Source organism: Yinghuangia aomiensis (assembly GCF_039542225.1).
Taxonomy (GTDB): Bacteria; Actinomycetota; Actinomycetes; order Streptomycetales; family Streptomycetaceae; genus Yinghuangia; species Yinghuangia aomiensis.
Genome location: NZ_BAABHS010000002.1, coordinates 84,746 through 103,330, shown reverse-complemented (window position 1 = coordinate 103,330; position 18,585 = coordinate 84,746). Strand labels below are relative to the sequence as shown.

Annotated in this window: 15 protein-coding genes; 4 read left to right on the top strand and 11 right to left on the bottom strand. The window is 73.1% G+C overall.

Annotated features, from left to right (window positions below; translation table 11 throughout):
- Nucleotides 1–35: 35 nt before the first annotated feature.
- The 4 genes from ABEA93_RS02950 to rimI form a co-directional block, all read right to left on the bottom strand.
- The gene (locus ABEA93_RS02950; protein ID WP_345673646.1) at nt 36–884 is read right to left on the bottom strand and encodes a polysaccharide deacetylase family protein; all 849 of its coding nucleotides are present in this window, start codon (nt 882–884) and stop codon (nt 36–38) included.
- Nucleotides 885–1,369: 485 nt separating this feature from the next.
- The gene (locus tag ABEA93_RS02945) at nt 1,370–1,636 is read right to left on the bottom strand and encodes an antibiotic biosynthesis monooxygenase family protein (protein WP_345673645.1); all 267 of its coding nucleotides are present in this window, start codon (nt 1,634–1,636) and stop codon (nt 1,370–1,372) included.
- 10 nt (nt 1,637–1,646) lie between these two features.
- Nucleotides 1,647–2,684, bottom strand: a complete 1,038-nt coding sequence (tsaD, locus tag ABEA93_RS02940) for a tRNA (adenosine(37)-N6)-threonylcarbamoyltransferase complex transferase subunit TsaD (RefSeq protein WP_345673644.1) — start codon at nt 2,682–2,684, stop codon at nt 1,647–1,649.
- The gene (gene rimI, locus ABEA93_RS02935; protein ID WP_345673643.1) at nt 2,677–3,210 is read right to left on the bottom strand and encodes a ribosomal protein S18-alanine N-acetyltransferase; all 534 of its coding nucleotides are present in this window, start codon (nt 3,208–3,210) and stop codon (nt 2,677–2,679) included. The genes tsaD and rimI overlap by 8 nt, the downstream gene beginning before the upstream one ends.
- Before the next feature lie 543 nt (nt 3,211–3,753).
- Here rimI and ABEA93_RS02930 point away from each other — a divergent pair.
- Entirely contained in the window at nt 3,754–6,174 is a 2,421-nt protein-coding gene (locus tag ABEA93_RS02930) for an endonuclease/exonuclease/phosphatase family protein (RefSeq protein WP_425584804.1), read from the top strand.
- A 123-nt stretch (nt 6,175–6,297) separates the two neighbouring features.
- On the opposite strand, the gene tsaB is transcribed toward ABEA93_RS02930, so the two are convergent.
- Nucleotides 6,298–6,951: a tRNA (adenosine(37)-N6)-threonylcarbamoyltransferase complex dimerization subunit type 1 TsaB gene (tsaB, locus tag ABEA93_RS02925; protein WP_345673641.1), complete on the bottom strand. Its 654-nt coding sequence runs from the start codon at nt 6,949–6,951 to the stop codon at nt 6,298–6,300.
- Between the two features lie 172 nt (nt 6,952–7,123).
- Here tsaB and ABEA93_RS02920 point away from each other — a divergent pair, with 172 nt between their 5' ends.
- From ABEA93_RS02920 to ABEA93_RS02910, 3 genes are all read left to right on the top strand, one after another.
- The gene (locus tag ABEA93_RS02920) at nt 7,124–8,266 is read left to right on the top strand and encodes an alpha/beta hydrolase (RefSeq protein ID WP_345673640.1); all 1,143 of its coding nucleotides are present in this window, start codon (nt 7,124–7,126) and stop codon (nt 8,264–8,266) included.
- Nucleotides 8,267–8,431: 165 nt separating this feature from the next.
- Complete coding sequence (locus ABEA93_RS02915; protein WP_345673639.1) at nt 8,432–9,067, top strand: hypothetical protein; 636 nt, start codon at nt 8,432–8,434, stop codon at nt 9,065–9,067.
- A gap of 115 nt (nt 9,068–9,182) precedes the next feature.
- The gene (locus ABEA93_RS02910; RefSeq protein ID WP_345673638.1) at nt 9,183–11,495 is read left to right on the top strand and encodes a transglycosylase domain-containing protein; all 2,313 of its coding nucleotides are present in this window, start codon (nt 9,183–9,185) and stop codon (nt 11,493–11,495) included.
- A 125-nt stretch (nt 11,496–11,620) separates the two neighbouring features.
- Here ABEA93_RS02910 and tsaE read toward each other — a convergent pair whose 3' ends face one another.
- The 6 genes from tsaE to ABEA93_RS02880 all read right to left on the bottom strand — a co-directional run bounded on the left by tsaE (nt 11,621) and on the right by ABEA93_RS02880 (nt 18,398).
- On the bottom strand, nt 11,621–12,094 hold the full coding sequence (tsaE, locus tag ABEA93_RS02905; protein ID WP_345673908.1) for a tRNA (adenosine(37)-N6)-threonylcarbamoyltransferase complex ATPase subunit type 1 TsaE: 474 nt from the start codon (nt 12,092–12,094) through the stop codon (nt 11,621–11,623).
- 145 nt (nt 12,095–12,239) lie between these two features.
- The gene (locus tag ABEA93_RS02900; RefSeq protein ID WP_345673637.1) at nt 12,240–13,400 is read right to left on the bottom strand and encodes an alpha/beta fold hydrolase; all 1,161 of its coding nucleotides are present in this window, start codon (nt 13,398–13,400) and stop codon (nt 12,240–12,242) included.
- A gap of 25 nt (nt 13,401–13,425) precedes the next feature.
- Nucleotides 13,426–14,550, bottom strand: a complete 1,125-nt coding sequence (gene alr, locus ABEA93_RS02895) for an alanine racemase (protein ID WP_345673636.1) — start codon at nt 14,548–14,550, stop codon at nt 13,426–13,428.
- Nucleotides 14,551–14,673: 123 nt separating this feature from the next.
- Nucleotides 14,674–16,392: an NAD(P)H-hydrate dehydratase gene (locus ABEA93_RS02890; protein ID WP_345673635.1), complete on the bottom strand. Its 1,719-nt coding sequence runs from the start codon at nt 16,390–16,392 to the stop codon at nt 14,674–14,676.
- A gap of 522 nt (nt 16,393–16,914) precedes the next feature.
- Nucleotides 16,915–17,295, bottom strand: coding sequence for a holo-ACP synthase (locus tag ABEA93_RS02885; protein ID WP_345673634.1), 381 nt, complete (start codon nt 17,293–17,295; stop codon nt 16,915–16,917).
- Nucleotides 17,296–17,429: 134 nt separating this feature from the next.
- A complete protein-coding gene (locus ABEA93_RS02880; protein WP_345673633.1) occupies nt 17,430–18,398 on the bottom strand; it encodes an EamA family transporter in 969 nt (322 codons plus the stop codon).
- Nucleotides 18,399–18,585 lie beyond the last annotated feature (187 nt).

Sequence of the window (18,585 nt, the reverse complement as noted above, 5' to 3'; positions counted from 1 at the left end):
CCCCCGACGAGCCCCGCACTCACCACACGACGGACTCACACGTAGTCGTCCAACCGGGCAATGGTGAACCCCTGTTCCTGGATCTTCTTGAACAGGTTCGCCATCATCTGCGTCATCGTCGTGCCCTTCAGCTCCGACGGTCCGCGGAAGTGCGCCAGGATGATGTCGCCCGGATGGAGCTTCTTCAGGCCCTCGTCGTACTGCATGTCGTTGATCTGCATCGACTCGCGCCACAGGATGATCGCGCCCATCCCGCATTCCCCCGCCGCCTTCAGCGTGGCGTCGTTGTAGTTCCCGAACGGCGGCCGGAACAGCACCGGGCGCTTGCCGTACGCCGCCGCGATCGCGTCCGAGTCGCCGCAGATCTCGCGCTTCTGCGCCTCCGCCGACAGCGTCTTCAGGTTCGGGTGGTCGACGGTGTGGTTCTGGATCGTGTTGCCGAGTTGCTGGAGCTTCTTGAAGTAGTCCGGGTTCTGCTTGATGTACGTGTCGTTCAAGAACATCGTCACCGGCACGCCGAGGTCCTTCAGCATGTCGAGGAACTTCGGGTCCTTCTCCGCCCCGTCGTCGAGCGTGACGAACACGATCTTCTGGTCGGTGGGGACCTGCCGGACCACGACCGGTGCCGACAGATTCGCCTTCACCGGCTTCTGCGCGGGCGGCTTGGGGGGTGCGGCGAACGGCTTGATGCCCCAGCGCGCTGCTGCCGCCTGGACGTCGCCCGGAGCCGGAGCGGCCTGCGTGTTGTTGCCGGGCGCGACCGAACCGGAGGGCACCGCACCGGCGCTGGGCATGTTCTGTCCGAACGGCTTCGGCTTGTTGTCGTCCCCGCACCCCGCCAGGAGCAGCGCCGCGACGACCGCGCCCACCACACCGAGCCGCACCCGGGCCCCCGTCCGAGCTGCCCGAGCCGCCCGAACTGCTGTACGTACCGCCACGGTTCCGCGCCCTTCATCGATCCACAGCGTCACACCGGCGTCCCACCGTACGCGGCTCCGCATACACCATCGCGCAACCGACCGGCCCGGGAATGTCGATACGGGTGTATAGGTCGGCGTGCACAGGGCACACTCAAGTCCTGAAGGCATGGCGCGTGCGGCGGCGCGTCGCCATGCGGTGCGGCCGTCCCGTCCCCGGCTTGTGAATCAGGCCTCCTCGTCGGGGACGGGCCGGATTTCTCGGCAGGTCGCGGGAAGACACGCGAAGCGCCCTCAGGACCACCGCGGTTCCCCGGGCCGCCCGCGTACGGACGGCTCCGAGCACTACACGCGCGCGAGGCCGCCCACCGTTGCACCCGAACACCAACGCGAGTAGCGACGCGAACACCAGCGCGGGCACCGGCCCGGGCGGCAGCCCGATATCCGACGGCTCAGCGCTGCACCTGCTCGAAGTCCCACGCATGCGGCGGACGTGCCAGCAGATCCGCCGGCGGATCCGGCAGTCCGGCCGGGTCGCCGGTCCACAGGCTGATGACCACGACGCGGCTGTCCGCACTGCGGAACACTTCGGCGCGCGTCAGCCCGGGGGCGCTGCGCAGCGACGGGAGCGCCGTCGCGTAGACCCATTCGACCAGGGCGTCGGCGCTGCCGGGTTCGGCTTTCGCCTCCCACATCGACGCGGTCACGGGTGCGGTCACAGCTGACTCCTCAGGCCTGGGTGACGGTAACCGGCATCGACGAATCCGCCGGAATGTCGAGCAGTGACGGGCGCCGGTTGCGGTTCACCATTTCCGCGCCCAGCGCCGCGACCATCGCGCCGTTGTCCGTGCACAGGCCCGGACGGGGCACGCGCAGCGAGATCCCGGCCGCCGCACAGCGTTCCGCGGCCATCGCGCGCAGCCGCGAGTTGGCCGCGACGCCGCCGCCGAGCAGCAGGTGTTCGACGCCGTTCTCGCGGCACGCCCGGATCGCTTTGCGGGTCAGCACGTCCACGACGGCTTCCTGGAACGACGCGGCCACGTCCGCGACCGGCACCGGCTGTCCGTCCCGCGCCCGGCCCTCGACCCAGCGCGCTACCGCGGTCTTGAGTCCGGAGAAGGAGAAATCGTAGGCCGCGTCGCGCGGGCCGGTGAGTCCGCGCGGGAACGCGATCGCGTCCGGGTCGCCCTCGCGGGCCTTCCGGTCGATCACCGGCCCGCCCGGGAACCCGAGCCCGAGGACGCGGGCGACCTTGTCGAACGCCTCCCCCGCCGCATCGTCGATGGTGGAGCCCAACGGCCGTACATCGGACGTCACATCGGGCACCATCAGCAGCGACGAATGCCCGCCCGACACCAGCAGCGCCATGCACGGCTCGGGCAGCCGCCCGTGTTCGAGCTGGTCGACGCAGACGTGGGCGGCGAGGTGGTTGACGCCGTACACCGGCTTGTCGAGCGCCATCGCGTAGCCCTTGGCCGCGGCGACGCCGACGAGCAGCGCGCCGGCCAGGCCCGGGCCGGAGGTGACCGCGATCGCGTCGATGTCCGCCATCGTGACGCCTGCGGTCTTCAGCGCGCGGTGCACGGTGGGAACCATGGCCTCCAGGTGCGCGCGGCTGGCCACTTCGGGGACCACGCCGCCGAAGCGGGCGTGCTCGTCGACGCTGGACGCGACCGCGTCGGCGAGCAGCGTGGTGCCGCGGACGATGCCGATGCCGGTCTCGTCGCACGAGGTCTCGATGCCGAGGACCAGGGGTTCGTCAGCCACCGGCGGGGGCTCCGTTCGAGTCGGGCGAAGCAGCAGCAGAAGAGGGAGCGGCGGAAGGAACAGGGGTGCGGCTCAGGTCGCAGCGCATGACCAGCGCGTCGACGTTGGCGGGCTGGTAGTAGCCGCGGCGGATGCCGAGCGGCGCGAACCCGAAGCGTTCGTAAAGGCGTTGCGCGCGGACGTTGTCCACGCGGACTTCCAGCAGCACGTGCCCGCAGCCGTGCGCGCGGGCCGCGGACAGCAGGTCGGCGAGCAGGTCGGCGCCGAGGCCGGTGCCCCACAGGTCGCGCCGGACGCCGATGGTCTGCACGTCGGCGTCGCCGCCGGCCACGGCCAGGCCCGCGTAGCCGGCGATCGTGCCGGACGCGTCCTCGGCGACCACGTAGTGGTGGGTCTCCGGCTCCGCGAGTTCCGACCAGAACATGCCCTCGGACCAGGCGTCTTCGGGGAACAGGTCGTGTTCGAGCACGAGCAGCGGTGCGATGTCCCACCAGCGCATGGCGCGGAGCGTGGGGGCGGAGTCCATGCCGCGAGTCTACGGCGGCGAAGCGGACACTCCGGCCACACGAAGGCCACACGAAGGCGACACGAAGGCCACGCGCACCCCGCGCGAAGACCGCACGAACACCCCACCAAGGCCGCACGCAGGCCACGCGGAGGCCCGGACAAGCCTGGTCCAAGGCCCCACGAAGATCCACACAAACGCCACGCAGAGATCCCCACCGCGATCCGCGCGACCGCGCGACGGCCGCGCGCGCCCCCGCGCCCGGCAACCCGCTCCTCGCGCCCCCTGGGATTCCACCGCCCGACCTGCTTCGATTCCCTCGGGGTCTACGCGCGGAGAAACCCGCCGTGCCCGGCCCGCCGAGTTGTCCGCTTTCCCGCTCGTTGTTCCGCCCCGCACGGCCCGGCCGTCGTTCCGGCGACGGCCCGCGTTCACCAGCGCTCCCGAGGATTTGCCCGTTCGGCCCACCGCCCCAGGAGGATCAGGAGGATCCGGGTGACATCTCGACCGACGCCGCCACGCAGGCGCCGATCTCCCCGCACGCTCGCGACGGCCGTCGCGGGCGTGCTCGCCGTGAGTCCCGTGCTGATCGCCGCGCATCCGGCTGCCGCGGCCCCCTCCCCCGACGTGCTCGTCGCCGAGGTCTACGGCGGCGGCGGCAACGCGGGCGCCGCCCTCACCCACGACTTCGTCGAACTCGTCAACAAGTCCGCCGCCGCCGTCGACCTGACCGGCTGGACCGTGCAGTACCGCTCGGCGACCGCCGCCGCGGGCACCGCGTGGCAGGCCACCGCGCTCACCGGCAGCATCGCCCCGGGCGGGCGCCTGCTCGTCGCCGAAGCCAAGGGCCAGAACGGCACCGTGGCACTGCCGACACCGGACGTCGCCGGGTCGATCGCGATGTCCGCGACCGCCGGCACCGTCGCGGTGGCCGCCACCGCCGACCGGCTGACCTGCTCGACGCCCGACGAGTGCGCCGCCGACACCCGGATCCGCGACGTCGTCGGCTACGGCAACGCCGCCGTGCGCGAAGGCTCGCCCGCGACCGGCGCGTCGAACGGTGCCGCGGTCGCCCGCGACGCGTCGTCCGACGACACCGACGACAACGCCGCGGACTTCACCGCGGGCGCGCCCACACCGGTCAACGCCCGCGGCGAGGTCCCGGGGACGCCGGGCGGCGAGCCCGCGCCGACCGCGCGCATCCACGACATCCAGGGCACCACGCGGGTCTCGCCGAAGAACGGCGCCCAGGTCTCCGCGGTCCCCGGCATCGTCACCGCGATCCGCCCGTTCGGCTCGTCGCGCGGCTTCTGGATCCAGGACCCGCAGCCCGACGACGACCCGCGCACCTCCGAGGGCCTGTTCGTGTTCACCGGCAACGCCACGCCGCAGGGCGTCGCGTTGGGCGACGCGGTCACGGTGACCGGCAAGGTCGAGGAGTACTACCCGGGTTCCGCCGACGCGGCGCCGCAGTCGCTGACCGAACTCACCGGCGCGTCGTGGACGGTCGCGTCGTCCGGCAACCCGCTGCCCGCGGCGGTGGTGCTGGACGCGGCGTCCGTGCCGGACGTCTACACGCAGGACGGTGCGCCGGACACGCTGCCGCTCCAGCCGTCCGCCTACGCGCTCGACTTCTACGAGTCGCTGGAGAGCGAGCGTGTGCAGGTCGCCGACACGCGCGTCGTCGGCGCCACCAACACGCACGGCGAGCTGTGGGTCACCACCGAGCCGGGGCAGAATCCGACGGCGGGCGGCGGCACGCTGTACGGCTCGTACACCGCGCAGAACCCGGGCCGGATCAAGGTCGCGTCGCTCATCCCGTTCGCCGAGCGCCCGTTCCCGACGGCGAACGTCGGCGACACGCTCTCCGGCCCGACCGCGGGCCCGATGACGTACGACAGCTTCGGCGGCTACGGCATCGCCGCCACCACGCTCGGCAACCTGACCTCCGCGGGCCGCACGCCCGAGGTGACCCGCGATCAGAAGACCACCGAACTGGCGGTCGCCACGTACAACGTGGAGAACCTGTCGCCGAAGGACACGCAGGCGAAGTTCGACCGCCTCGCCCGCAGCATCGTCACGAACCTGGCGACGCCGGACATCGTGGCCCTGGAGGAGATCCAGGACAACAGCGGCCCGGACGACGACGGCACGGTCGCCGCGGACCAGACCCTGAGCCGGCTCGTCGCCGCGATCTCGGCGGCCGGCGGCCCGGCGTACCAGTGGCGGTCGATCGCGCCGCAGGACGGGAAGGACGGCGGCCAGCCGGGCGGCAACATCCGCACCGCGTTCCTGTTCGACCCCAAGCGCGTGCAGTTCGTCGACCGCCCCGGCGGCGACGCGACGACCGCGGTCGACGTGCGCAAGACCTGGTACGGCCAGACCCAGCTCACCGCCTCCCCCGGCCGCGTCGCGCCGACCGACGAGGCGTGGGCGAACAGCCGCAAGCCGCTCGCCGCCGAGTTCCTGTTCCGCGGCCGGACGGTGTTCGTGATCGCGAACCACTTCGCGTCCAAGGGCGGCGACCAGGCGCTCGACAGCCGCTTCCAGCCGCCGACCCGGACCTCGGAGGTGCAGCGGGTCCGGCAGGCCGCGGTGCTGCACGACTTCGTGAGCAAGCTGCTGGCGTCCGACCCGAAGGCCAATCTGGTCGTACTCGGCGACCTGAACGACTTCGCCTTCTCGCCCGCACTGCGGCAGCTGACGTCGGACGGATCACTGCGCAGCCTGGTCACCACGCTGCCCGCGGACGAGCAGTACGGCTACGTCTACAACGGCAACAGCCAGGTCCTCGACCACGTGCTGACCAGCCCGCGGATCACCCGGTTCGAGTACGACATCGTGCACGTGAACGCCGAGTTCGCGGACCAGGCCAGCGACCACGATCCGCAGGTGCTGCGGATGCGGCCGAGCACAGGGAACGACTTCCTCGACGCGATCGACCGGCTGTTCGAGGACTGGCTGGACCGGCACCCGCCGCAGTAACCCGCACGAGTGATGGCACGACCAACCGGCACGACCAACCGGCATACCCGACCGGCATGCCCAACCGGCACGCAGTCCCGCGGTGGCATCCCCGCCGCGGGACTGCGTGCCGGGTTCAGGTGCTCAGGGCTGCGAGACGGCCTTGTAGTTGGCCGGCACCTTGGCGTCCGGGCGCCGCAGGTAGAGCGGCTCGGGCGGCAGCAGCTCGCCGCCGTCCTTGAGCCGCTCGACCGCGAGATCGGCCAGCGCGGCGGCGTCGACGTGTTCCGGGCCGGCGACCTCGGCGAAAGCGTCGGCATACAGCGCGGCGCCGGCGCCGATCGCGGGCAGTCCGGCGACGGACTCGGCGATGTCGGCGGCGCGGTCGACGCCCGGGCCCGCGGTTCGGGTGCGGGCGTCGGCGTACCGCGCCCAGTACACCTCCTTGCGGCGCGCGTCGGTCGCGGCGACGAACGGTCCGCTGCGGCCGGATGCGTACGCGAGGGCGTCCAGGGTGCAGATGCCGTGCACCGGGATGCCCAGGGCGTCGCCGAGGGCGCGCGCGGTCATCAGGCCGACGCGCAGCCCGGTGTAAGGCCCGGGGCCGACACCGACGGCGATGTCCGTCAGCTCCGTCCGGTCGCGGCCCGCCTCGGCGAGGACGGTGACGATCCCGGGGGCCAGCAGTTCGCCGTGCCGACGGGCGTCGATTTGCGTGCAACCGGACACGATGCGGGATCCGTCGTGTAGAGCGACGGTCACTGCGGGGGTGGCGGTATCGAAAGCGAGCAACAGCACCGGCCCAGGCTATCCCGCCCGAGAGGGGCCGCCGGGACGGTCGGGAGCACCCCGGGCCGGGAGACACTGGAGCGCCGCCGCCCGACAGGCGCAATTCCGGTCACTCGTGGGGCAGGACACGACAGCCGCGCACGCGAGACGACAGCGCGACAGGAAGCAAGGAGCACTCCCCATGGGTCCAGCCGGGACGCCGTTCATGTGGCTGACGGTGTTGCTGGTCGTGGCCGCTCTGGTCGCCACCGTGGCGCTGTGGCCGAAGCTGGCGAGCCGCACGCCGCTGCACGTGGCCGGGCGGGCCGGTCTCCTGGTGACCGGGCAGGTGTGCGCCGCGCTGTGCGCGCTGATCATCGTCAACAAGTCGCTCGGCCCGTTCTACGTCACCTGGGCCGACCTGTTCGGCCAGGACGTCGGCGACGTGTCCGCCGAACAGGCCTCGGGCGGCGGCCCCGACCTGCCGCCGTCGGTGGCCGGGAAGAACGCGCCGGGCGGCCCGCACGGGGGCCCGCACGGCGGCAATCAGAAGTTCGACCCGTACTCGGGCCGGTTCGTGAAGACCAGCTTCACCGGCCCCAAGTCCGGCGTCACCGGCGAGGTGGACGTCTACACGCCGCCGCAGTACGACGACCCCGCGAACAAGAACCGCGAGTTCCCCGTCGTGATGCTGCTGCACGGTATCCCGGGCACCAACTCCGGCTGGGTCGGCGGCGGCGCGATGAACGTGCAGAAGCAGGTCGAGCCGCTGTTCGCGAGCGGCAAGTCGCAGCCGTTCGTGCTGGTCGTCGCGGACATCGGCAACAACTCGAACAACACCCAGTGCAGCGACGTGCCCGGCAAGGGCAAGCGCGGCACGTGGCTGGCCGACGACGTGCGGTCCATGGTGGTCGGCAACTTCCGCGTGTCGCCCGACCCGAAGAAGTGGGCGACCCTGGGCTACTCGACCGGCGGCACCTGCGCGGTCAAGCTCGCGGTGCAGCACCCGCAGGCGTTCCGCTACGGCATGAGCATCGCGGGCGACGACTTCAAGGGCGACACGTCCGTGTTCAACGGCGACACCGCTCTGCGCGACAAGAACAGCGCCATGTGGCTGCTGAACAACCAGAAGCCCGCGCCGGACGTGGCGCTGTGGCTGATGACCAGCAAAGAGGACCAGGTCGGGCTGACCAGGTTCAGCGACGAACTGGTGCTCGCGGCGCGGCAGGCGGGAGTGCCGGCGGAGTCGTTCACGGTGCCGCGCGGCGGGCACGTGACCGGCACGTGGCGGCAGCTCGTGGAGCCCGCGTTCGTGTGGCTGAACGGCAAGATGCAAGGCAGCTGACCCGGGAAACCCCACGGAACCCCGCGGAACCGGGGGCGCCCCGCAGGCGTCGCCGGTACCGCGGGGTTTCGTGCTGTCCCGGCACGGACGCCGTCACCCGCCTGGCACGATGTGGGTGCACGGTACGGCGCCTCGCGGCGCACACGGTCACCGAAGGGCATGGTCATGGCGAATCCCGGTACGACGGTCGCGAGCCTCACGGTCGCGGCGCTGATCGGCGTGGGCGCGCTGGCCTGGAAGGCCGCCGATTCGGCACCGGACGACCGCCGCGCCGCGGTGTCGGCGACCAGCCCGGCACCGGCCCCGCCGGGGCAGCCGCAGGCGCCCGCGTCGCCCGCGCAGCCGCCGGTGCCGGCGAACTCCGGGACCGGCATGCGGGTCGTGTACTCGGTCGGGCAGAACCTGGTGTGGCTGGTCGACGCCAACGAGAAGGTGCCGCGCTACTACAAGGTGGCGCCCGGCTCGGTCCTCACGCCGGTGGGCACCTACCGGGTCCAGGGCAAGACCCCCGGGCCGCAGAACGGCGGCGACGGCCTCAAGATCGTCTACACGGTGCGCATAGGTTCCGCGGGCAGCGTGATCTACGGCTTCAGCGGCACGGACACGCCGCTCGACGACATCATGGCGGCCAACGCGCCCCAGCCTTCCGGCACGCGCAAGCCCACCGGGAAGACCACGACGTCGCCGCGCACCACGACCGGGTCGAAGAAGCCGAACGCGGGCGTCCGCGAAACGGTGGACGACAGCAAGGCGCTGTACGAGTTCGTCGACGTGGGCACGTCCGTCGTCGTCGTCGCCTGACGGCGCGCGGCGCGGACCACCCGTTCGCGCCGTACAACATCACCCCACCCGATTTATCCACATATCATCGCCTTCGAGATCAGGCAGATATGCGGTGAGCGGAAGCGGTGACGCAGTGTCAGATCACACGCCGGGCCCCGGCACCCCCGCGGGCGGCCCGCCTGCCGCCCCGTCGGTCACCGTGCCGCGCCGGCGCCGCGCCTTCGACTATCCGCGGGCCGGCAAGTCCAAGTTCCGCCGCTGGATCCCGTCGGTGAAGCAGTTCCTCACCGCACTGCTGTTCGTGATCGGCCTGCTGTTCCTCGGCGCGGGCGTCGTCTACGCGATCACCCCCATCCCCTCGCAGCCGAACGCCAGCGCGACCAAGCAGAGCAACATCTACCTGTGGAGCGACGGCAGCGAGATCGCCCGCACCGGCACCACCAACCGGCAGAACGTGCCGCTGTCGTCCGTGCCGCTCCAGGTCCAGCGCGCCTTCCTCGCCGCGGAGAACCGCACCTTCTACTCCGACTCCGGCATCTCGCTCACCGGCACGATGCGCGGCCTGGTCAACTCGGTGACCAGCGGCGGCGCCTCGCTGCAGGGCGGCTCGACGATCACCCAGCAGTACGTCAAAAACCTGTACCTCACCCAGGCGCAGACCGTGTCGCGGAAGCTCAAGGAAGCGATCATCGCGGTCAAGATGGACCGCACCGAGTCCAAGGACGACATCCTCGAGGGCTACCTCAACACCGTCTACTTCGGCCGCGGCGCCTACGGCATCCAGGCCGCCGCGCAGGCCTACTACGGCGTCGACGCCTCGCAGTTGACCGTCGAACAGGGCGCCTACCTGGCCGCGCTGATCAACGCGCCGGGCGCCTACGACGTCAAGAACACCACCCAGCACGGCCGCGCCAAGGCCGTCGCCCGCTGGAACTACGTCCTCGACGGCATGGTCAAGTCGAAGTGGCTGACCCCGCAGGAACGCGCCGCCATGGTCTTCCCCGAGCCCCTCGACCCGAAGACCCAGCCCGGCCTCGCCGGCATGAACGGCTACCTCGTCGAGACCGCCAAGCAGTACCTGCTCGACAACGACGTCGTCGACGAAGACCTGCTGGCCGCGGGCGGCTACACGATCACCACGACGTTCGACAAAGCCAAGACCCAGGCCATGTACGACACCGTGCAGAGCACGCTCGCGGGCAGCCTCGACCCGGCGGGCAACAGCGCCGACGTGGGCGTCCGGGTCGGCGGCGCGTCCGTCGACGTGGCCACCGGGAAGATCGTGGCGATCTACGGCGGCCCCGACTACGTCAAGCAGTTCGTCAACAGCGCGACCCGCCGCGACGTCCAGGTCGGCTCCACGTTCAAGCCCTACGTGCTGGCCGCCGGACTGCGCGAAGGCGTCCTCAAGGGCAGGAAGCGGGTCCCGATCACCCCGCAGACGGTGTACGACGGCAACAACGACGTCGTGATCACCTATCCGAACGGCAAGCCCGTCCTTGAGAACGGCAAGCCGTGGCAGCCCGGCAACGAGGACGGCCGCAGCTACGGCATGATCACGCTGTCCCGCGCCATGGACGTGTCCGCCAACACCGTCTACGCCCAACTCGGCATGGACGTCGGCCCCGACCTCGTGGTCGCCGACTCCATCCGCACCGGCCTGGACAAGGACACCCCCGGACTCGAACCGAACCCGTCGGTGTCGCTGGGCACCGCCACGCCGAGCGCGCTCGACATGGCCGGTTCGTATGCCACGTTCGCCGGCCAAGGCACCCGCATCGCCGCGTACTCGGTGGCGAAGCTGAGCCGCAACGGCGAGGACGTGGGACTGCCCGGGCACGGCTCCGAACAGCCGTACACCGCGGACCAGGCGAACAGCATCAACCAGGTCCTGCAGTCCGTCGTCGAGAACGGCACCGGCTTCCGCGCCCAGCAGCTCGGCCGCCCGGCGGCCGGCAAGACCGGGACGACGGACGACAACCGGTCCGCCTGGTTCGTCGGCTACACGCCGCAACTGTCCACAGCGATCGGCATGTTCCGGCAGAACCCGACCACGAACGCCTTCGAGTCGATGAACGGGACGGCCGGGCTCGCCCGCGTCGACGGCGGCAACCTGCCCACGCGGATGTGGACGTCGTACATGACGAAGGCGCTGTCCGGGGCACCGGTCGCGGACTTCGCCGTACCGCCGGACAACGGCGGCGGAAGCGCCCCCGAGACCAGCGAGCCGCCCACGTCCACCCCGCCGAGCAGTTCGGCACCGCCTTCCACGCCGGAAACGTCGGCACCCGCGACGAGCAGCGCTCCCGGGACGTCGGCACCGCCGACCGGGGGCTCGCCGTCGACGGGCGAGACCGCGACGCAGTCGCCGAGCAGCGGAGGCGGCGGGTCGTCGGGGCCGTCGGAGGGAGCGGAGGGACCGGCGGAGCTGGCCGGGCGGCGCTAGGCCGTGCCTGGGACGACCATCGGCTTGTCAGGTCATATGCGCTGGGGGGATCCCCTTCGATCATTCAAGCGCAGACCCGCGAACCCGTGCTTCGCCCCGTCCACAGGGCCGAAATCGTCCCCAGGTCACACGTTGTCCTCCGCCAACGCCGCCCCGAAGTCCACCCCGGCCCAGCGCTCCCCGATGCCTTGCAACGTCACGACCCGCACGTCGTCGCCCTCGGCCACGTCCTGGCCTTCCGCCCGGGCGATCAGGATCTGCAGGCGCTCCTCGGAGAGGTCCTCGACCTTGCCCTCGCCCCACTCCACGACCGTGACCGACTCGTCCAGCGACGCGTCCAAGTCCAGGTCGTCCACCTCGGCCGCGACATCGGCGCCGCCGAGCCGGTAGGCGTCCACGTGCACCAGCGCGGGCCCGTCCGCCAGCGACGGGTGCACCCGGGCGATCACGAACGTCGGCGACGTGACCGCCCCGCGCACGCCGAGCCCCACCCCGAGCCCCTGCGTGAACGTCGTCTTCCCCGCGCCCAGGCCGCCCGACAGCACCAGCAGGTCGCCGCCGCGCAGGACCGCGGCCAACCGCCGCCCCAGTTCGCGCATCGCCTCGCCGGTGGGCACCTCGATCTGCTCGGTCCGCACCGTCTCCACCGTTTCCTGCCCCACTGCTCTGTCCTGTCGTCCCGTCCGAGTCCGTGCCGCCGGACCGTCCGGCGGGTCCGCTCGCCGCACCGGCCGAGCGGCCGGGTCAACCGGCCGCGTCACCCGCCGCGTTCTTCCCGGCGGCGGAACCCGTCGATCCGCTTCGCCGCCGTCCACCGCCGCCACCGCGCCGGGCGGCTTCGCGTGCGGCGCGCGCGAGAAGGCCGCGCAGCGCCGCATCCACCACCTCCGGATGCTCCAACGGGGTGAGATGGCCGGAGTCCGGCACGATCACCAGTTCCGCGTCCGGCACCGCGTCGTGGATGGCCTCGCTGTGCGACGCCGGGGCCATCATGTCCCCCGCGCCGCCGACCACCAGCGTCGGTACGCGGCCGAGCACCGGCAGCGCGGCCAGCTTGTCGTGCGTCTCGAACGCGGGGAAGAACTCCGCGATCACGTCGATCGGCGTCGCGGAGATCATCCGGTCGGTGAACCGCACGACCGCCGGGTCCACGTCGGAGTCGAACGCGTACCGCTCGGTGAACACGTACACGAGGTCCCGCGCCGCCCGGCGGGTCGCCTCGACCAGCGCCGCACGCTTGCCGAGAGTGCGCATTACCCCGGGCGCGACCCGGTGCATCAGCCGGGCGCCCGCGGCGGGGATGCCGAGGGTGACCGTCGCCCACCGCCCCGCCGAAGTGTTGAGCAGGCCGACGCCGACGACCCGCGTCCCGAACAGCTCGGGGTGCCGGTCGGCGAGCGCCATGATCGTCATGCCGCCCATGGAGTGCCCGACGAGCACCATCGGGCCCTTCGGCACGAGCGCCTTGATGACCGCGTAGAGGTCGTCGCCGAGCTGGTCGATCGTCGCGCTCTCCGGCGTGCCGCGGCCCGAACGGCCGTGGCTGCGCTGGTCGAACAGGACGAGGCGGTAGTCGTCGCCCAGCGCCTCGCGCTGGTGGTGCCAGCAGTCCATGTTGAGGCAGTAGCCGTGGCACAGGACCACGGTGAGCGGCGCGCGCGGATCGCCGTCGACTTCGGCGTACAAGTCGACGCCGTCGGGCGCGGTGACGATGTGCGGCTCGCCGCGCAGCATCCCGTACTCGCTGACCGCGTCCATCTCGGCTTCCGCGCGGCGGCGGACCCGGCCGACCGTCATGCGCTCTATGGCCACCCCGGCCGCGGCACCGACCGCGAGCACGCCGACGGCCGCGCCGAAGATCCCGGCCCGGCGCGCCGCGTTGGCTCCCGCGGTGGGGTCGCTCACGCGCACGACCCCCAACAGTGAGCGGTCATCGCGCCCCCAGGTACACGCGCGGCACGCGCGCCCCGATCCGGGTGACGATCTCGTACGCGATGGTGCCGGCGGCCCGCGCCCAGTCCTCCGCGGTCGGCTCGCCGCGGTCGCCGGGGCCGAACACCAGGGCTTCGTCGCCCGGTTCGACGGTGTCGCCGCCGAGGTCGACGACGAACTGGTCCATCGCGACGCGGCCGACGACGGTGCGGCGGCGGCCGCCGACCAGCACGGGCCCGGTACTGCTGGCGTGCCGGGGGATGCCGTCGGCGTAGCCGAGCGGGACGAGTGCGAGGTTGGTGGCGCGTTCGCTGTGCCAGGTGTGGCCGTAGCTGACGCCGTGGCCTTCGGCGACGTGCTTGACGTTGGCGACGGTCGCGGCGAGCGTCATCGCGGGGCGCAGCCCGAGGTCGGCGGGGCCGTGCAGGTCCGGGACGGGCGAGACGCCGTAGGTGGCCAAGCCGCTGCGGACCAGGTCGAAGTGGCTCTCGGGGAGCAGCAGCATGGCCGGCGAGTTGGCCATGTGCCGGACCTCGGGGACCACGCCGTGCTGTTCGGCGCGGGCGACGGCGTCGTGGAACACGGCGAGTTGGCGCGGCACCGACGGGTGGCCGGGCTCGTCGGCGCAGGCGAAGTGCGACCAGAGCCCGACGACGTGCACGAGCCCGTCGGCTTCGGCTTTGAGCGCGGCTTCGACCAGGTCGTCCCAGTCGTGCGGCTGGCAGCCGTTGCGGCCGAGGCCGGTGTCGGCTTTGAGGTGGACACGTGCCGGGCGGCCCGTCGCCCGGGCCGCGGCCTCGACTTCGGCCAAGGCCCACCGGGCGCTCACCGAGATGTCGATGTCGGCGGCGATCGCTTCGGCGAACGGGTCCCCGGGCACCCACAGCCAGGTGAGGATCCGCCCGTCGAGGCCCGCGGCGCGCAGCGCGAGGGCTTCCTCGGGGACGGCGGTGCCGAGCCACGTCGCGCCGGCCTCGCGGGCGGCGCGGGCGCACGGCACCAGGCCGTGGCCGTACGCGTCGGCTTTCACCACCGCCATGACCTGGGCCGCGCCGACGCGGTCCCGGACCGCGGTGATGTTGTGCCGCACCGCGTCGAGATCGATCCGGGCTTCGGCACGCATAGGGCGGTGGATCCCCTCATTCGGCGGTCGTCGTTCGGCGGTACATGGCCCGCGGCAGGCTGCGGGCGGGAGTCCCAGTGTGGCAGGCGCACCCGCGTCGTGCTGGCGGGGACGCTCCGGTGGTCAGGCCCGGCGGACCTCCGCCCAGGCGCGCGGGGCGGCCGCGGCGACGTCGGAGGCGGCGCACGGCACGCCGTCGGCGGAGGCCAGCCGTCCGGCGAGGCCGTGCAGGTAGGCCGCGCACACGGCGGCGTCGACGGGGCGCAGTCCGGTGGCCAGCAGGGCGCCGGCCAAGCCGGTGAGGACATCGCCGCTGCCCGCGGTGGCCAGGTAGGGGGTGCCGGTGGGGTTGGCCCAGGTCTCGCCGTACGGGTCGGCGATCACCGTCGTGGAGCCCTTGAGCAGCACCGTCGCGCCGTAGCCCGCAGCCAGTTCGGCGGCGGTGGCCAGTCGTTCGGCTTCGACGTCGGCGCGGGTTGTCGCCAGGCCGAGGCCGGCGAGGAGGCGGACGGCTTCCCCGGCGTGCGGGGTCAGCAGCGCGCCGGGGACGCGCGCCAAAGCCGACTTGCCAAGTTCCGCCAAAAGGGTGAGTCCGTCGGCGTCGACGAGCACCGGGACGCCCGCGTCGAGGACGGTGGCCAGCCGGGCGCGGGCCTCGCTCCCGGTGTCCAGGCCCGCGCCGACCGCGTACGCCTGCACGCGCCCGTCGCCGACCAGGACTTCCGGGTGGGCGGCGAGCACCGCGTCGCCGACCGGGCGCGGGCCGACGTACCGGACGGCGCCCGCGCCGCCGCGGAGCGCGGCGCCGGTGGCGAGCACGGCCGCCCCCGGGTAGCGCTCGGACCCGGCGACGAGGCCGAGCACGCCGCGCGCGTACTTGTCCGACTCGCGGGCCGGGACGGGCAGCAGCCTGGCGACGTCGGCGTGCTGGGCGGCGCGCAGCACGGGTGCGGGTGGCGTGAGTCCGATGCCGACGAGTTCGACCACGCCCGCGTACTCGGCGCCCGGGTCGACGAGCAGGCCGGGCTTGTACGTGCCGAAGGTGACGGTGACGTCGGCGCGCACCGCGGTCAGCGCCATGCCGGTGCCGAACACGGCGTGCGCGTCGCCTTCCGCGGGGGCCTGCGCGGCGGTGCCGTGCGCGGTGAGGTCGCCGCGGGCGGCGGCGCCGGGCAGCCCCGGGCCCGCGGGCCGCGGCGGGGCTTCGTGCCAGGCGCCGCCGACGCCTTCGACGGCCTCCGCGGCACCGGCGACGGGGCCGGGTGCGGCGCCGGGCGCGTCGAGCCCGGCGGGCCCGGCGGCGCGGTCGGGTCCCGGGGGCGGGGCGGCGACCGCGCCGGTGTCCGCGTCGATGCCACTGGGCAGGTCGACGGCCACCACGAGCGCGCGGGACCGGGCGGCGGCCGCGGCGAGGACGTCGGCGGGCGGCCGTAGTGCGCCGCGTCCGCCGATGCCGACGATGCCGTCGAGGACCAGGTCGGCGCCGCCGACGAGGGCTTGTGCGTCCGCGAGGAAGCCCGGCGCGTCGGCCGGATGGATTCGCCCGCCCGCGGCGCGCAAGGCCGCCAGACCGGCCGTGTGGGCCCGCTTGGGGGCCAGCAGGAGCGCGTCGACCCGGGAACCGCGGCGGGCGAGGCGTTCCCCGGCGAACAGCGCGTCGCCGCCGTTGTCGCCGCTGCCGACCAGCAGCACGACCCGGCTGCCGGGCACCCGCCCGAGCAGCCCGGCACACGTCGCCGCGAGCCCCGCGGCGGCCCGCTGCATGAGCGCGCCGCCCGGCAGCACCGCCATCAGCGCCGCCTCCGCGGCCCGCACCTGCTCGACACTGTGGGCTTCCCGCACCGCCGCACCTTCCCTTCGCTCCACCCGACCGGCACCGGCGCACCCGGCCGACGCGGCTTTCGCCGCCCGCACGGCGCCGCACGCGCACCAGCCGAGGCGATGCCCGCGCGGGGAGAGAACCACACCGACGGAAGGCGGGGGAATCCGGGCCGGGTGGGGACCGGACGAGGGACGGGCCCGGGCGGCGCGTCGGTCGAGGGGCGGGCGGGGGCCGGGCAGGCGGGCGGACGACCGACCGCGGCGCTGGCCGGTCGAGGCCGGGCGTCCAGGCGTCGCCCGCACGGGCGAACCGCCCACCCGGGCGTTCCCGGAGGGCCGTGCGATCTCGCCGACCCGCGTCACTCCGCGCCCGCGGACGCCCGCGACCCCAGCCGCCCGGACAGGGACGGCATCCGTCCCCGGTCGGACGTCGGCCACGCCGCGAGGTCGGGCGTTTGGCGGGAAGTGCACCCGAGCCTGCGCTCGTCTGCGCCGCCCGCCGTAACCGAGCCGACCGGCACGCCCCCGGGTGTCGCCCGGGCCTCACCCCTCCGCGATCACCACCGCCGACGCGATCCCCGCGTCGTGGCTCAGCGAGACGTGCCAGCTTCTGACCCCCAGCTCCGCGGCGCGCGCGGCGACCGTGCCGCACACCGTCAGGCGCGGCTGCCCGGAGTCCTCGGTGCGGATCTCGGCGTCGTGCCACTGGAGCCCGCGCGGCGCCCCCAGTGCCTTCGCGAGGGCTTCCTTGGCGGCGAACCGGGCGGCCAGCGACGCGATTCCGCGTTCCTGGCCGGGCCGGACCCAGCGCTCCGCGTCGGTGAACAGCCGGTCGGCCAGCCCCGGCGTCCGTTCCAGGGACTTCGCGAACCGGTCGATGTCCGCCACGTCGATACCCACGCCCACGATCACGCGCGCCAGCATCCCACGCGGCCCCGTACAGCACCCGGCCGTAGGCCGCCGCGCCCGCACACGCGACGAGGGCGGGACCGGTGATCCGGCCCCGCCCTCGTCCGTTCAGCGGCTCGGCGTCCGTTCGGCGGCAGTGTCCCCGCCGCTCAGCGTCCGGCCGCGACCGCCCCGCTCCGCTCCGACTCCGCAGCCGCGGGCTCCGCCGCCGGCTGCCCGCCCTCGGCGACCACCGCCGTGCGGCTCTTGGCGGGCGCCTGGCCGGCCAGCATCGCACCGAGGGCCAGCAGCAGCCCGAGCACCTGCCACACCGTCAGCGTCTGGTCGAGGACCACGATCCCGCCGATCGTCGCGACGGCCGGGTTGACCAGCGACAGGAAGGACACCGGGCCCGCGCCGAGCCGGTCGATCCCGCGGAAGAAAAGCACGTAGGCGACCGCCGTGCCGAACAGCCCCAGGTAGGCGAAGCCGATCCAGTTGTCTGCCGTGAACGCCGGCGGCGCGCCTTCGGTGACCAGGGCCAGCGGCGCCAGGAACAGGCCGCCCGCGGCCAGCTGCCACGCCGTCAGGTCCAGCATGGTGACGCCTTCCGGCTTGCCCCACTTGCGGGTGAGCACCGTGCCCAGCGCCATGATCACGATCGCGGTCAGCATCGCGGCTATGCCGATGCCGTCCAGCTTGGCGCTGCCCTTGAGGACCAGCAGCGCCACACCCGCCACGCCGACCAGGCCGGCGATCACGGCCCGCCGAGTCGGCCGGGCGCCGAGGATCATCGCCGAGAACCCGATGACCAGCAGAGGCTGGATCGCCCCGATCGTGGCGGCGACGCCGCCGGGCAGGTGGTACGCGCCGACGAAGATCAGCGGGAAGAAGAACCCGATGTTGAGCATCCCGAGGATCGCCGCCCGGCCCCACCACTTGCCGTGCGGCAGCTTGCGGCCGAGCAGGAGCAGCAGGAGGCCCGCCGGGAGCGCCCGCATCGCGGCGAGCAGCATCGGGCGGCCGTCCGGCAGCAGCTCGGTCGTCACCAGGTACGTCGTGCCCCACGCCGCCGGCGCGAGCGCAGTCGCCGCCGCGACGCCGATCCGGCCGGCCGAACCCATCCGCATGCCACCCATGGCCCCGATCCCCTCAACGCTGATTATCTGAACGTTGAGATAGTTCTACGTCAGGGAAACGCGAACGTCAAGTATGCGAGCGTTGAGATAATGAAGACTGATAGAACTGCCGCAGCACACCACACACAGCACAGCCCCAGCCCCAGCCCCACGACCACGACAGCCACGACACCCGGAAGGACCCGAG